General features: G+C 32.1%; 17 protein-coding genes. 12 read left to right on the top strand and 5 right to left on the bottom strand.

The features are described 5' to 3' along the window. The first annotated feature begins 26 nt into the window (after positions 1 to 26). From GBH57_RS10660 to GBH57_RS10705, 10 genes are all read left to right on the top strand, one after another. The gene (locus tag GBH57_RS10660) at positions 27 to 842 is read left to right on the top strand and encodes a dolichyl-phosphate beta-glucosyltransferase (protein ID WP_151674481.1); all 816 of its coding nucleotides are present in this window, start codon (positions 27 to 29) and stop codon (positions 840 to 842) included. Positions 843 to 879: 37 nt separating this feature from the next. Next, positions 880 to 1,848, top strand: coding sequence for a type I phosphomannose isomerase catalytic subunit (locus tag GBH57_RS10665; protein WP_151674482.1), 969 nt, complete (start codon positions 880 to 882; stop codon positions 1,846 to 1,848). 305 nt (positions 1,849 to 2,153) lie between these two features. Further along, complete coding sequence (locus tag GBH57_RS10670; protein ID WP_151674577.1) at positions 2,154 to 2,540, top strand: DUF983 domain-containing protein; 387 nt, start codon at positions 2,154 to 2,156, stop codon at positions 2,538 to 2,540. Further along, the gene (locus tag GBH57_RS10675) at positions 2,524 to 3,150 is read left to right on the top strand and encodes a Crp/Fnr family transcriptional regulator (RefSeq protein WP_151674483.1); all 627 of its coding nucleotides are present in this window, start codon (positions 2,524 to 2,526) and stop codon (positions 3,148 to 3,150) included. The genes GBH57_RS10670 and GBH57_RS10675 overlap by 17 nt, the downstream gene beginning before the upstream one ends. Positions 3,151 to 3,211: 61 nt before the next feature. Further along, positions 3,212 to 4,012, top strand: coding sequence for a sulfite exporter TauE/SafE family protein (locus tag GBH57_RS10680; protein ID WP_151674484.1), 801 nt, complete (start codon positions 3,212 to 3,214; stop codon positions 4,010 to 4,012). 101 nt (positions 4,013 to 4,113) lie between these two features. Next, complete coding sequence (locus GBH57_RS10685) at positions 4,114 to 5,532, top strand: MBL fold metallo-hydrolase (protein ID WP_151674485.1); 1,419 nt, start codon at positions 4,114 to 4,116, stop codon at positions 5,530 to 5,532. A 181-nt stretch (positions 5,533 to 5,713) separates the two neighbouring features. Continuing rightward, positions 5,714 to 6,490, top strand: coding sequence for an MlaE family ABC transporter permease (locus tag GBH57_RS10690; RefSeq protein ID WP_151674486.1), 777 nt, complete (start codon positions 5,714 to 5,716; stop codon positions 6,488 to 6,490). A gap of 1 nt (position 6,491) precedes the next feature. Then, positions 6,492 to 7,229 (top strand): ABC transporter ATP-binding protein, encoded by a 738-nt coding sequence (locus GBH57_RS10695; protein ID WP_151674487.1) that lies wholly within the window; start codon positions 6,492 to 6,494, stop codon positions 7,227 to 7,229. A gap of 5 nt (positions 7,230 to 7,234) precedes the next feature. After that, positions 7,235 to 8,224 carry an MlaD family protein gene (locus GBH57_RS10700; RefSeq protein ID WP_151674488.1) on the top strand — a complete coding sequence of 330 codons (990 nt, stop codon included), beginning with the start codon at positions 7,235 to 7,237 and terminating at the stop codon, positions 8,222 to 8,224. Positions 8,225 to 8,229: 5 nt separating this feature from the next. Beyond that, positions 8,230 to 8,727: a hypothetical protein gene (locus tag GBH57_RS10705; RefSeq protein WP_151674489.1), complete on the top strand. Its 498-nt coding sequence runs from the start codon at positions 8,230 to 8,232 to the stop codon at positions 8,725 to 8,727. A 15-nt stretch (positions 8,728 to 8,742) separates the two neighbouring features. Here GBH57_RS10705 and GBH57_RS10710 read toward each other — a convergent pair whose 3' ends face one another. Genes GBH57_RS10710 through GBH57_RS10720 form a run of 3 tightly spaced genes read right to left on the bottom strand, consistent with a single transcriptional unit; the run spans position 8,743 to position 11,763 of the window. Beyond that, the gene (locus GBH57_RS10710) at positions 8,743 to 9,411 is read right to left on the bottom strand and encodes an ABC transporter ATP-binding protein (RefSeq protein WP_151674490.1); all 669 of its coding nucleotides are present in this window, start codon (positions 9,409 to 9,411) and stop codon (positions 8,743 to 8,745) included. 7 nt (positions 9,412 to 9,418) lie between these two features. Further along, positions 9,419 to 10,678 (bottom strand): ABC transporter permease, encoded by a 1,260-nt coding sequence (locus tag GBH57_RS10715; RefSeq protein WP_151674491.1) that lies wholly within the window; start codon positions 10,676 to 10,678, stop codon positions 9,419 to 9,421. After that, positions 10,675 to 11,763, bottom strand: coding sequence for an efflux RND transporter periplasmic adaptor subunit (locus GBH57_RS10720; protein WP_151674492.1), 1,089 nt, complete (start codon positions 11,761 to 11,763; stop codon positions 10,675 to 10,677). The genes GBH57_RS10715 and GBH57_RS10720 overlap by 4 nt, the downstream gene beginning before the upstream one ends. 236 nt (positions 11,764 to 11,999) lie before the next feature. Between GBH57_RS10720 and GBH57_RS10725 the strand changes: the two genes are divergently transcribed. Both GBH57_RS10725 and GBH57_RS10730 read left to right on the top strand, forming a co-directional pair. After that, positions 12,000 to 12,581 (top strand): hypothetical protein, encoded by a 582-nt coding sequence (locus tag GBH57_RS10725; protein WP_151674493.1) that lies wholly within the window; start codon positions 12,000 to 12,002, stop codon positions 12,579 to 12,581. An 87-nt stretch (positions 12,582 to 12,668) separates the two neighbouring features. Continuing rightward, positions 12,669 to 13,571 carry a mechanosensitive ion channel family protein gene (locus GBH57_RS10730; protein ID WP_151674494.1) on the top strand — a complete coding sequence of 301 codons (903 nt, stop codon included), beginning with the start codon at positions 12,669 to 12,671 and terminating at the stop codon, positions 13,569 to 13,571. A 12-nt stretch (positions 13,572 to 13,583) separates the two neighbouring features. Here the strand turns inward: GBH57_RS10730 and deoD are convergent, their stop codons facing one another. Both deoD and deoC read right to left on the bottom strand, forming a co-directional pair. Next, positions 13,584 to 14,288 carry a purine-nucleoside phosphorylase gene (gene deoD, locus GBH57_RS10735; RefSeq protein ID WP_151674495.1) on the bottom strand — a complete coding sequence of 235 codons (705 nt, stop codon included), beginning with the start codon at positions 14,286 to 14,288 and terminating at the stop codon, positions 13,584 to 13,586. Further along, positions 14,285 to 14,947, bottom strand: a complete 663-nt coding sequence (gene deoC, locus GBH57_RS10740; RefSeq protein ID WP_151674496.1) for a deoxyribose-phosphate aldolase — start codon at positions 14,945 to 14,947, stop codon at positions 14,285 to 14,287. The genes deoD and deoC overlap by 4 nt, the downstream gene beginning before the upstream one ends.

The following is a 14,947-nucleotide window of genomic DNA, read 5'->3' on the forward strand; positions in this document are numbered from 1 at the left end:
ACAATAACAAATTAAACTATTACATTATGAAAACTGGAATTATCATCCCTTGTTACAACGAAGAAAAAAGATTAGATCAAGACGCTTTTACATCATTCATCTTAGAAAACAAAGACTACCATTTGTGTTTTGTAAATGACGGAAGTAAAGACAATACATTAGATGTACTTCACAAAATGAAAGCGAAAGCTCACGATTCAATTAGTATTGTTGATATCAAAAAGAATTCAGGTAAAGCTACAGCTGTTAGAGCGGGAGTTCGATTTTTATACAACAAATCTAATATCTCTAACATTGGGTTTATGGATGCAGATTTATCTACAGACTTTAGAGATTTTAAAGATTTAGTTAAAAGCTTAGAAAGGGAAGAAAAACTTGTTGTTTTTGGATCAAGAAATCTAGGCGGTACTGCTGGTATTGAAAGAGATGTAATGAGAAACATTTTTTCAAAATTCATCAAGCAGTTTATTCTACTTATTCTAGGATTACCTATTAGAGATACTCAATGTGGAGCTAAAGTATTTAAGAAAAGTATCGTTCCTGTAGTATACGATCGCCCTTTTATTAGCAGATGGTTATTTGATGTAGAGATCTTTTTAAGACTTAAAAGTTTCTTAGGTAGAGAAAATACCATGAAAAATATATTAGAACAACCTTTAATGAGATGGGTGCACGTTGATGATTCTAAATTAGGTATGAGAGATGCTTTAGAAATTCCTGGAAGACTAGCACACATATGGTTAAACTATAATGTAATTAATACTAAAGTAGTTGACGGAGCAAACTTTACTCACACATTAGCTTTTCAAGATAACAACTTAGAACTTTCTATCGCTGCATAAAAAACTACGCTACTACTAAACTATTTAAACCTTTACTATGAACACGTATCCTATAAAATTCGAACCGATACTTCAAGAAAAAATCTGGGGAGGATCTAAACTAAATACCGTATTACATAAAAATTGTGCAAACGATTTAGTAGGAGAAAGCTGGGAAATATCTGGTGTTCAAGAAAATATATCACAAGTAAACAATGGTGAATACAAAGGACTTTCAATTGTTGACCTTTTAGAAACACACAAAGAAGACTTTCTAGGAAATAAAAATTATGCACGTTTTGGAAATGAATTTCCACTTCTAATCAAATTTTTAGATGCAAAAACAAACTTATCTGTACAAGTTCATCCAGATGACACACTAGCTAAAGAAGCTCACAATTCATTTGGTAAAACTGAAATGTGGTACATAATGGATCACGATGAAGATGCAGAAATAATACTAGGATTTAAAGATGAAACAACAGAGTCTAGCGTATTAGAAAATGTAAACTCAAGTAATGTTTACGATATTTTTAATACTGAAAAAGTTACTAAAGGAGATGCGTATTACATTCCTGCTGGACAAATACACGCAATAGGTGCTGGCGTACTAGCAGCCGAAATACAGCAAACTTCAGATATCACTTATAGAGTATATGATTGGGATCGTACAGACGATGCTGGGAACAAAAGAGATTTACACATTGAAGAATCAATCTCTGCCTCAAAAAAAACATTATCAGATTGTAAAAAATCCATTAATCCAAGTTTCAATACTTCTTCAGAAATTGTACAAAGTGATTATTTTACAACAAACATTATTGATGTTAAACATCAATACATAAAAAATTATTCTAACTTAGATTCGTTTGTAATTTTCATGTGTGTGGAAGGAACTGCTGTTGTTGGTGTCGACGGAAATATCGAAAACATCAGCACTGGTGAAACTATATTAATACCTGCGAACGCTGAATTAGTAACTTTCAATACTGAAAGTGCCAAAATTTTAGAAGTATACATTGACTAAACGATTTTAACTTCATACAAACTCCCCCTATTAATTAACCTATTCTACACAATTTTCGAATCAAAAACCACTTGGCCTCACTTGATTTGCTTAATATTTCAGAAAGAAACATTAAACATTAATAAAAAAAAACTTCCCAAATAAATTTTCTTAATTAAGCAGTATATAACTTATTGAAATAGTAATTTTAAGCAAACATAATTAGTGGTTTGATGATAAAATATTTTTATGTAACATCAGTTACAAAGGATTAATAGTTATCAACCTATTTTTGTTTTATAAAAAGACCTATTTTGAAAAAAACAATGCTGTATAGTATCTTATTTCTAAAATGCCCTCAATGTAGACAGGGTAAGTTTTTAGAAGCACATCCTTACAAACTTTCAAAAATGAATAAGGTGAAGGATCATTGCCCAAAATGTAATTTAAACTACCATATTGAACCTAGTTTTTATACAGGCTCTATGTATGTTTCATACGGTGTAGGTATCGCTATTGCTGTAGCAGTATTTATGCTGTCTATAATTTTCAACATCGAATTAGGTCCTAAAGAACTTCTAATTAGCATTATAGTAGCATTAATTATTACTATGCCGTACATAGGCGCTGTGTCTAAAGCAATTTGGGCACATTTGTTTATAAAGTACAAACCTGAAATCGCTAAAAAAGTCCCGAATGATAAAAGAACTTAAATCATATTACGGATCTCAATTTGAGCCTGCATTATTAGAAGAAATTAATAGTGTGGCTACATTTGTAGATATTATGGAAGGGCAAGATATCATGAGGCCCGGACAGTATATTAAATCTATGCCCCTATTATTATCAGGTAGCATAAAAATCATGCGGCCAGATTCTGACGGAAACGAACTTTTACTTTACCATCTTGAAAAAGGTGATACGTGTGCAATGACAATGTCTTGTTGTATGGGAAATACTAAAAGTGAAATTCATGCTGTAACCGAAACACCTGTTAAGCTTTTAATGATTCCTATTGGCAAAATGGAAGAATGGTCCAGTAAGTATAAAACTTGGCGAAATTTTGTTTACAATAGTTATCATAACCGTATGATGGAATTACTAGAAAGTATTGATAATATTGCTTTCAACAATATGGATGAGCGTTTAGAAAATTATTTAAACGATAAAATCAAGATTTTAAATAGTAAACATATATACATCACTCATAAAGACATCGCATCAGACCTTCATACGAGTCGTGTGGTAATTTCCAGATTATTAAAAAAGATGGAAAATATTCAAAAGATAAAATTACACCGTAGTTTTATTGAAGTCTTGTAACATCTGTTACAAAACATAAGTGACTTACTCCATTACTTTTGCTTTTTTAACTGATAAGTATATGGAAATTATTGAAATTCTAGGATTTATAGGGGCACTTTTCATTGGCCTTGTACTTGGCTTAATTGGTGGTGGTGGTTCCATATTGACCGTCCCTATTTTAGTTTATGCACTTGCATTAAATCCTGTTATTGCAACTGCATATTCTCTTTTTGTTGTTGGTACAACATCACTTGTAGGTGCCATTAAAAATATGAAGAAGGGTATGGTTGACTTTAAAACAGCCATCATTTTTGCAATACCTGCATTTATCGCAGTATACCTTACCAGGGCTTTTTTAATTCCTACAATTCCCAATGAGCTTTTTCAAGTTGGTAATTTTATGGTTACAAAAAACCTAGCAATTATGCTGTTTTTTGCAATTATTATGTTGCTAGCATCAATTTCAATGATTCGAAATAATCGAAAAGAGACTGATGAAAACACCGTAATTAATTATAATTATCCTCTTATAATTATTGAAGGTTTTGTAGTTGGAACAATTACGGGAATAGTAGGTGCCGGAGGAGGTTTTTTAATAATCCCTGCCTTGGTTCTTTTAGCCAAACTCCCAATGAAGAAAGCCGTAGCAACTTCATTATTTATAATTGCTATTAAATCACTTATCGGTTTTTTAGGTGACGTACAAAATTTAGAAATTGATTGGCATTTCTTATTAATTTTTACAGCAATCTCTATTGTAGGTATTTTTATTGGGATTTGGTTAAATAAATTTATTGATGGCAAAAAACTTAAAAAGGGGTTTGGCTGGTTTGTTTTAATAATGGGAATGTACATCATCTACAAAGAGTTATTTATGTAACGTAGGTTACTGAAATACATATTAGTACTTTATAATTTAGCATAAATTACAAATTCGCAAAAGCTTTCTCAGTAAGTAGCGAAAGCATAAAACAAAATATTATGAAAATAGAACAGATTTATACAGGCTGCCTTGCACAAGGAGCATACTATATTGAAAGTAATGGCGAAGTTGCTATCATAGACCCATTGCGTGAAGTTCAACCTTATATTGATAAAGCAGAAGCTGCAGGTGGAAAAATTAAATACATATTTGAAACTCATTTTCACGCAGATTTTGTTTCAGGTCACGTTACACTTTCTGAAAAAACAGGAGCTGATATAATTTATGGCCCAAATGCAAACCCATCATTTGAAGCCATTACAGCTAAAGATGGACAGGAATTTAAATTAGGAGAGCTTACATTTATTGTACTCCATACGCCAGGGCACACAATGGAAAGTACAACATATCTATTAAGAGATAAAGATGGAAAAGATTATGCGTTATTTACTGGAGACACCTTGTTTTTAGGAGATGTAGGACGACCAGATCTTGCACAAAAAGCTGCAGATATGACTCAAGAAGAATTAGCTGGAATTCTTTACAATAGTCTTCGAACTAAAATTATGCCTCTTGCAGATGATATTATAGTCTATCCAGCTCACGGTGCTGGATCTGCTTGTGGTAAAAATATGATGAAAGAAACAGTTGATACGCTAGGGCACCAAAAAGAAATGAATTATGCTTTACGCGCAAATATGACGAAAGAGGAATTTGTAAAAGAAGTTACAGACGGTCTTTTACCTCCACCAGCCTATTTTCCTATGAATGTTAAAATGAATAAGGAAGGTTATAAGGATATTGATGATGTAATTGCTCAAGGTGAAAATGCACTTTCACCACATGCTTTTGAAGCAGCGGCAAATGAAACTGGGGCTGTAATTCTAGATGTAAGAGATCAACAAGATTTTGCAAAGGGTCATATACCAAGTTCTATTTTTATAGGTATTGATGGTAATTTTGCTCCTTGGGTGGGCGATTTAATTAAAGATGTAAAACAACCTATTCTTTTAATTGCTGATCAAGATCGTATTGAAGAAACTATCATTAGATTATCAAGAGTAGGTTTTGATAATACATTAGGTTATTTAAAAGGCGGGTTTGATGCTTGGAAAAAAGCAGGTAAGGAATATGACGTTGTTAGCTCTATTTCTGCTATTGAATTTAAACAAATTGAAGAGGAAAATGATTATTCAATTCCAGTATTTGATGTTAGAAAAACAGGCGAATATGTATCTGAACACATAATTAATGCACAAAACACCGTGCTTTCTGATTTAAATAATCACCTAGCAGAGTATCCTAATAATGAAACTTTTTATGTTCATTGCGCTGGTGGATACAGAAGTATGATTGCCGCATCAATTTTAAAAAGCCGTGGAATCCACAATTTAATTGATGTAAAGGGTGGATTTGATGCAATTAAAGAAGTAGGTGTTAAAACTACTGACTACGTCTGCCCTACTACTTTAAAGTAAAGAAAAGTTTAATATTGTTAAGAAAGTGCGTCAATAATCTTGACGCACTTTTTTTGTCTTTTTATAAAACAAGATTAAATCCATAAAAATTCCAATTTACAACACTACTATTCACAACTGATGAATATCATTTATCCTTCAATTGACAACGGCTACATTTACGTAGCCTAATAAATTTAAATTGAACGGAATTAAATCTATATCTGTAAAAACTAAACACTTTTTCGAAGAAATAGGTGACATGTCATATTTCGCCATCCGTTTTTTTAAAGAAGTTTTTAGTGCGCCTTTTGAGTGGAAAGAACTCATTAGACAGTGCTACCAAATGGGAAATAGGTCATTTATATTAGTGGGTGTTACTGGTTTTATTTTAGGCTTAGTATTTACATTACAATCGCGCCCTACACTACTCCAGTTTGGTGCAGTTTCTTGGATGCCATCTATGGTTAGTCTTTCAATAATACGCGAAATTGGTCCTGTAATCATAGCGCTTATTTGCGCAGGTAGAATAGGTTCAGGAATAGGTGCTGAACTGGGAAGTATGAAAGTAACAGAGCAAATTGATGCGATGGAAGTTTCGGGTACAAATCCTTTCAAATACCTTGTAGTTACTCGTATTGTAGCTACTACACTCATGTTACCTTTATTAATAATTATGGGTGATGCCATTGCACTTTTCGGCTCTGCCATTATTGAAAATCTAAAAGGAGATGTTTCATATATTTTATATTTCAACAAAGTATTTGATGCATTAAAATTTAGTGACATTATACCCGCAACCATAAAATCATTCTTCTTTGGTTTTGCTATAGGTTTAGTGGGGTGTTACAAAGGATTTAACTGCTCTAAAGGTACCGTTGGTGTTGGTGAAGCCTCAAACGCAGCTGTTGTTTACACCTCAATGTTATTATTTATTATTGATTTTATAGCCGTTTTTCTAACCGATATATTCTATTAATATGAGAGAAGTAATTTTAGAAATAAAGGATTTAAAGAAAAGTTTTGGCGAACACCAAGTCCTTAATGGGTTTAATCTGAAACTTTACAAAGGTGAAAATCTAGTTGTAATGGGAAAATCAGGTTCAGGGAAATCTGTTATGATTAAGTGCTTAGTGGGTTTAATGGCAGCTAGTAGCGGATCCATAAAAATTAAAGACTTAGACATTACATCGTTAGGTCAAAAAGAATTAGATGTTTTAAGAACTGAAATTGGATTTTTGTTTCAAGGCAGTGCTTTATATGATTCTATGACCGTTCGTGAAAACTTAGCATTTCCTTTACGCCGAAATAGAGATAAAATCAACACTTCGCAAACCACCGAAGAAATAGTGCTCGAAGCATTGAAAAATGTAGGATTAGAACACACAATTGACTTAATGCCCTCAGAACTTTCTGGAGGTATGCAAAGACGTGTAGCACTAGCAAGAGCATTGATATTAAAACCGAAAATTATTCTTTATGATGAACCTACAACGGGACTTGACCCTATTACATCTAAAGAGATTATTCAACTTATGGGTACAATTCAAGAAACCTATAAAACCTCATCTCTAATTATAACACACGATGTAGATTGTGCACGTGTTATCAGTAACCGAATGATATTATTGATTGATGGAACTAACTATATAGAAGGAACATTTGAAGAACTTTCAAAATCTGGAGACCCAAAGGTCAAAGCCTTCTTTAAAAACTAAATTGTATGGAAAAAACAGCTTCACATAAAACTCGAGTAGGAATATTTGTTGTCCTAGGAACCATTATTTTAATAATAGCACTCTACTTTATTGGAAACAGACAACATATTTTCAGCAACAATATGAAAGTGTTTGGTGTGTTCCAAAATGTTAATGGTTTACAATTAGGAAACAATGTTAGATACTCAGGTATTAATGTTGGGACGGTTTCTAATATAGAAATGACTGATAAAGCTACGATAATTGTAGAAATGATGGTAGAAGAAAAAACCGGCGTTTTTATTAAAAAAGATGCCATAGCCACAATAGGGTCTGATGGTTTAGTAGGAAGTATGGTTATTAATATCCTGCCAGGAAAAGACGATTTATTAGCTATTAAATCTGGAGACACTATAAATACTTACAGTAAAATAGGCGCTGACGATATGTTATCTACACTTAATGTAACTAATGAAAATGCGGCTTTGCTTACAGCAGATTTACTTAAAATAACTAATAAAATTTTAAAAGGAGAAGGAACATTGGGGGCTTTAATTACAGACTCATTATTAACTAAAGATATAAGAGTTACACTTTCTAATTTGAAACAAACAACGCAAGGTGCTAATAATCTTGTAAGTTCAATGAACACTAAATTATCAAAAATAGATTTGGAAGATAGCGCCATTGGTATATTAATGACTGACACATTAGTGGGCAATCAAGCAAAAAATATTTTTTTACAGCTCGAAAATTCAAGTGTTAAAATTTCAGAAACTACAAAACATTTAGAGTCAATGATTTCTGAAATAGATAATTCAAAAAGTGCTTTCAACTACTTAACTAAAGATGAAAACTTACCAAAAACTCTTGAGGCAACTATGCGGGAAATTAATGAGGCTTCAGTTAAACTAAATGAAAATATGGAAGCTTTAAAGCATAATTTTTTCTTCAGAGGTTATTTCAAAAAACAAGAAAGAGAAGCGAAAAAGCAAGCCGAAACAATTAAAGAGTAGAACCTATGAATATTGAATACCTACAAGAACGCGTTGAAGACTATAAAACATCTATTGAAACTGTAGTCGCTAAAAAAACTAAATGGAATGAATTTAGTAAACCTTTATTGCTGAAAACACTAAAAGCTATTGTTACAAAATATACTATAGGATGGAAAGTTCAAGAACTTAACTGGATACATAATAATGAAGCTGTTAATATTAGTTTTGAAACGTTCCCAAAAGACTTGATGGACTGCACTAATAAAATCCCTACATTTCAATTTATACCTGGAGGAGCCTTAATTTTCTCTCAAACGTATAGTGGCGATATATACATTTTTGTAATGTTTCCTGAAGTTGATGGAATACCTGCAGATAATAATACCGTTGAATTTGGTTTAATAAATCCATCTGAGGTTACAGAAAAAGTAATTATAGAAAAAGTAGAAGAGTTTCTAAAAGAAATGATACAATGGGAAGTTCCAAATAAGCGAACTAAAGTAGGATACAGTACCTCCTAAATCTATAAATAAAGGTTAGCTAATAATTCTACCATCAAGCATTTCAACTATACGATCTGTTTTTTTAGCAAAATCTAAATCGTGAGTCACAATTAATAATGATAAACCCTGCTCCACACTTAGCTTTTTAAAAATAGAGAACACATTTTGAGCATTGTGACTATCTAAATTCCCAGTAGGTTCATCACCCATAATAATAGAAGGATTATTTATTAAAGCTCTAGCAATAGCTACTCGTTGTTTTTGTCCTCCTGAAATATTAGAAGCCTTATTGTAGGCTATACCTTCAATATCTAAAATTCTGAGCTTTTCCATAGCATCAGCTTCGATTTCTTTTAGTGATTTTTCTCCTAACTTTTTTGCTGGAAGCATCACATTTTCAAGCACTGTAAATTCTGAAAGCAAATAATGAAACTGAAATACAAAACCAATATGCTTATTGCGTATATATGAAAGTTCATCGCGGGTTTTTCCTGAAATTTTCTGTCCTTTTATAAAAAGCTCCCCTTCATAATCAGTATCCATTGTAGATAAAATATACAAAAGCGTAGATTTACCACAACCCGATTTACCCATAATAGATACAAACTCCCCGTTTTTAATATTCAAATCAATATCCTTTAACACGTGAAAGTCTACGGGTTTTCTGAAATGCTTATTGATTTTTTTTGCTTCTAAAACCATATCTAAATTATTGACCTCTAATTATTTCTACAGGATCTATTCTTCGGGCTTTCAATGATGGCAAATATCCCGCAAAAAATGTAGAAACTAATGCAAATGAAATCCCGATAATATAGTACCAAACATCAAAATTTACGGGATATGTTTTAATGGTAGGTAGCGCTTCTGTTTCAAAAGGGATTCCATCTATTAACGAAGAAAGCAAAAAACCTACTAGTAAGCCTAGTAAGCCTCCAATTATTCCAATAATCATCGCTTGACTTAAAAAAATAAATTGAACATCTTTACCAGAAAAGCCTGTTGCTTTTAGAATTGCTATATCATTCATTTTTTCATAAATGAGCATATTTAAAATATTGTAAATACCAAAACCTGCAACAATTAATAAGGTTACAGAAACAGCGTAAGTAATCAAATTTCTAATAGTTGTACCCGTTTCAAACTGTGCATTTGCCGTAGCAATATCAACTGCTTTTAATTTGTTTTGATAAGCGATGCTTTTCGCCATTGACGGCGCATTTTCAATATCGTAAAGCTTAACATTGATATCTGTAATATAATTATTTGGCACTCCAGAAATACGTTGAACTGTCGATAGATTAGCGTAGCTCTGTATATCATCTAAATCTGCAACACCGCTTTGAAAAATTCCAACAATTTTTAGGGGAAATACTCCTCCTTTTACTGTGCTTACTTGAATACGATCTCCAACTTTAAGAGACATCTTTTCCGCAACACCTGAACCTAAAAATATTCCCGAATTAGTATTTTCTAAATCCTTAGCGGCCCCTTCAATTATATAATCCCCAAAATTGAATAAATCGACTTCCTTCATAATGTCAATTCCTTTTAGGTTTCCCACTAACTCAATAGATCCTGAAATATAAAAAAGCTGAATATTCAATTGTGGTAATGCTCCTCGTACTCGTTTATCTGCATTTAGCTTATCAATTAGCGGCAAAGCATTATGTATTTTAGTTTGACTAAATTTCGGTTTTATAGATTTAACTACGTTCATCGAATTTTCAAAATCTGAGTAATTAGCTATAGGTTGACTTTCTGAAGGTTCAATTTCGTTATAAACATGAATATGTGGTGTTTGGTTTAAAATTAAACTATCTAGCATTTCATTTAAACCAGTCATAAAACTCACAAGTGTTATGTAAGAGCCTATACCAAAGGTAACTCCAAGAGCAGCAATTAGGGTTTGCTTGATCTTAGTCAATAAGTGTGCTTTTGCAATTCCTAAAAGTAGATTTGTATTCATTCTACATTAGGTTTTAGCAATTTGGACTCTGAAGTAATTCCAGAAAGTATTTCAATTTTATCATCAGATTTCACTCCTGTTGTAACTACAACAATACCAGTTTTAGTGTTTACTTTATTCTTATCAAAAAGATACTCCGTAGGGATTGTTAATGCATTCTCTTTTACTGAAATAATGATATTCCCTTCTCCAGAAAGTCCTGGATATAATGTTTTCGGCGGGTTTTCAAACTTCGCCTCTACTTTAAATGTTTGGTTGCGTTCATCTTTATTAGGATATATTTTAGAGACTACTGCTAAAAATATCTGATTGGGATATGCATCTAAAGTAACCACCACTTTTTGTTGATTTGAAATTGAAACAATATCCACCTCATCCACTAATAACTCTAAAATAAAATTATCTTCACTACCAAGCATAGCAAGAGGTAATTGTGGGTTGACAATTTCACCTGGATTTTTATAAAGCGCATAAACTTTACCATTCATTTTACTAGTAACGGTATAATCTCCAGTAGTAATTACTGAATTTTGGTATGTGTTTGAAGCTTGGTTTAATTGAGTTTCTAACTCGTTTTTAGTACGTTGATATTTATTTTTTATACTTGCTACTGTATTTTTGCTTAATTGATATTCTAATTGCTTAGCATCAAATTGGGCTTTCGAACCAATGCTCTTTTCCCATAAATTTTTCTGTCTAAAAAAGTTAATACTGTCGTTGATTAGTTTTAATTCAGCTGCTTTTATTTCGTCCCTAATCGATAATAATAATGCTGTATTTCCTGAGTAATTTTTTTGCGCAAGATTATATGCTAGCCTAGCATTCTCTGTATTAAGCTTCGTATTACTATTTATTATTTGAAATAGTGGCGTACCATTTTTCACTATCGTTCCTTCTGTTACTAAGTTACTTTCTAAAATACCGTTTACACTAGCAAATGCTTCATATAAACTATCAGGCTGTACTGTTACAGACACGTAGACCGATTGGCTTATAGTCTCCAATGAAGGCGTAATTGCCGTCTCTCCTTTTTTACAAGACACTAATATGACGAATAGGAAAATACTACAAAGTAACTTTTGCATTTCAGTAATTTTAATCAAAAATGAGGGAATAAAACTACAATTGGAATGACCAATATCATATTATTAAAATTATGCTTTTATCGAAACTGTAGTAAATAAGCATTTTATCAATTCAGTTGTTAGACAATGATTTAACCGCAAATACCTTCAGCATTAAAACTCAGTTTTAGGTATGATAAATATCATATTATTAAACACTTACAGAAACTACTTTAGCTTTATAAAATTGTAGCGCTATGAAACATTATATATTAATTTTTGCACTAATGTTTGTCACATACAGTTATGCACAAATAGATAGTGCACCTAAAATAACACCGTTAGAAAATTCACTAAGTATTGATAAAACAATGGTATTATGTTTATCTCCAGTAGATGAATTTAGGACTTCTTTTGAAAACCAAATGAAACAACAATTACAGTTTCATGGGATACATACAGAGACAAGCGTTAAGGAACTTCCTGTGCTTTTAAAAAAAGAGGAAGAGACGAAAAAACAATTATTAGAACTTATGGAATCGCTGCCTGTCAAAGGTTTTAATAAATTATTGATATCAGGTATTAGTGATGTAGAAAACACTAGAATTGATGGTGACGGGTATTTTGGAGATTTTAAATTGTATCATTTCACTTCGTACTTATACAAAGTTGAAGGTGATAGCACTACTTTAGAATGGTCAACTTGTTTATACATTTATGATTATCAACTTTCAAAATTATCAATACAAGACTTTGTAAACGCTATTATTAGTAGAATGATTACTGATGGAATACTTGAAGATACTGAAACGCAAAAATTAACATTATTTACACTTTGATAAAATTTTAAGTTATGACAATTTCAGAATTTGAAAGTTACATTTATTGAAAATTTCAGAATAAAAAAACACAAAACACTATATTTTATGGGCTCATTAGAATACATAACAAACTGGTTTTCTGCTCACCCAACTACTACAAGCATCATTAAATATATTGTTTGGGTACTTTTTGTAATTGGTGTTATTCAATTTTTACGTAGCTTTTTAAAACGCCGACTACCCGCAGCTAATTCGCGTTACAAGGCTCAAAAAGCAGTAGAAATTTTCGGTTACTTTTTCATTATTGTTTTAACCATATCATACTTTACGGGCAGTATTAAAGATTTTACACTTGCAATTGGGTTATTTTCTGCAGGTATTGCCATCACACTTCAAGAGCTGTTTTTAAGTTTAGCAGGATCCATTTATATATTTATTGTAAGAGTGTACGCTCCTGGAGATCGTATTGAAATTAATGGAATAAAAGGCGATGTCATTGACATTGATAGTATTTACACCACGATGATGGAAATAGGGCAATGGGTTACAAGTGATAATTACAGTGGTCGTATCGTAAAACTGAGCAATGCTTTCGTGTTTAAAGGTCCCGTTTATAACTACTCTAAAGATTTCCCTTTTATTTGGGATGAATTAGATGTAATGATTCGTTATAAATCTGATATGGAAATAACAAAGCAAATAATGATATCAGTGGCTTCGGAAATTTTAAGCGATTACACAGCAGCTTCTAAAGAAAAATGGGGTGAAATCGTTAACAAATTTTATATTGAAGATGCCGTTTTAGACCCTACACTTGCAATAAGCTTAACTGATAATTGGGTAAAATTCAACCTTCGTTACATTGTAGATTATAAGAAAAGACGAATGACTAAAAGCTTGCTTCACAATGCAATTCACGATAAAATAAATAAAACTGATGGGCTTGTAGAATTAGCATCAACAACTGTAGAAGTTATTAGAATTCCCAATATTAAAATCAATAATTAACTAAACAGCATTCTAAATTAATAGTGTGTTTAATGCGATTTCAATCATTGTAGAAAAACTTGTTTCTCTATCCTCTGCAGATGTAGCTTCTTTGGTAACTAGTGAATCTGATATTGTTAAAATGGCTAATGCTTTAACTTGGTGCTTTGCTGCAATTGTATATAAACCTGCGGCTTCCATTTCTACACATAGCACACCATAATCAGCCCATAATTTATAAGTATCGAAATCGTCTGCATAAAATTCATCGCTTGAAAGCACATTCCCAGCTTTTATAGGAATATTATTTTTTTGAGCATAGGTTGCTGCCTTCATAAATAAATCAAAATTAGCTGTTGGTGAATAATCTGCATTCACAAAGCGAGCATTATTTACTCCTGATGTTGAAGATGCAGCCATAGCTATTACTACATCACGTAGTTTTATATCTTTTTGATATGAGCCTGCACTACCTACTCTAATTAAGTTTTTTACACCATAATTATTTATCAATTCATGACAATAAATGAGTGTAGACGGAATTCCCATTCCAGTTCCTTGAACCGATATTGGAGTGCCTTTATAGGTCCCTGTATATCCTAACATTCCGCGAACATCATTATATAGTTTAGGATTTTCTAAAAAGTTTTCAGCAATCCATTTAGCTCTCATTGGGTCACCAGGTAGTAAAACATTTTCTGCAATCTCCCCTTTTTTAGCCTCTATGTGTGTACTCATTTTTCATGATTTTTAGGATCATAAACAATTGAAACACCATTAGATGTCCCAATTCTTGTTGCTCCAGCTACAATAAAAGCAATAGCTTGATTTGCTGTTTTAATACCTCCGGAAGCTTTAATACCCAATTGACCATCCACTTTGGTTCTAATCAATTCCACATCTTTTAACTGGGCTCCATTATCACCAAAACCTGTAGATGTTTTAACAAAATCTGCACCTGCAAGGCGCACAATTTCGCAAGCCATTAATATTTCGGCTTCATCGAGATAACAAGTTTCTATAATCACTTTCAATTGACGTCTACCTATGGCTGTTTTTATAGCACGTATTTCTTTACTTACATATTTAGTGTGCTCAGACTTGAAAAAGCCGATATTGATAACCATATCAATTTCATCTGCTCCATCTTTCACAGCTTGTTTAGCTTCAGCAACTTTAGATTTTGTTGAAGATGCACCAAGAGGAAAACCTATGGTAGCAATTACTTTTGAAGGAGAATCTTTTAATTCAGTTGAAGCTAAAAGTGCATAGCAACTATTTACACATACCCCATAGAAATCATATTGTTTTGCTTCATCACAAAGCTTAACAACATCCTTAACAGTCGTAGTAGGTTTTAATAGCGTATGCTCAATATATGTATGAAGGTTCGTCAC

It is taken from the genome of Patiriisocius marinus (assembly GCF_008974325.1).
Lineage (GTDB): Bacteria > Bacteroidota > Bacteroidia > Flavobacteriales > Flavobacteriaceae > Patiriisocius > Patiriisocius marinus.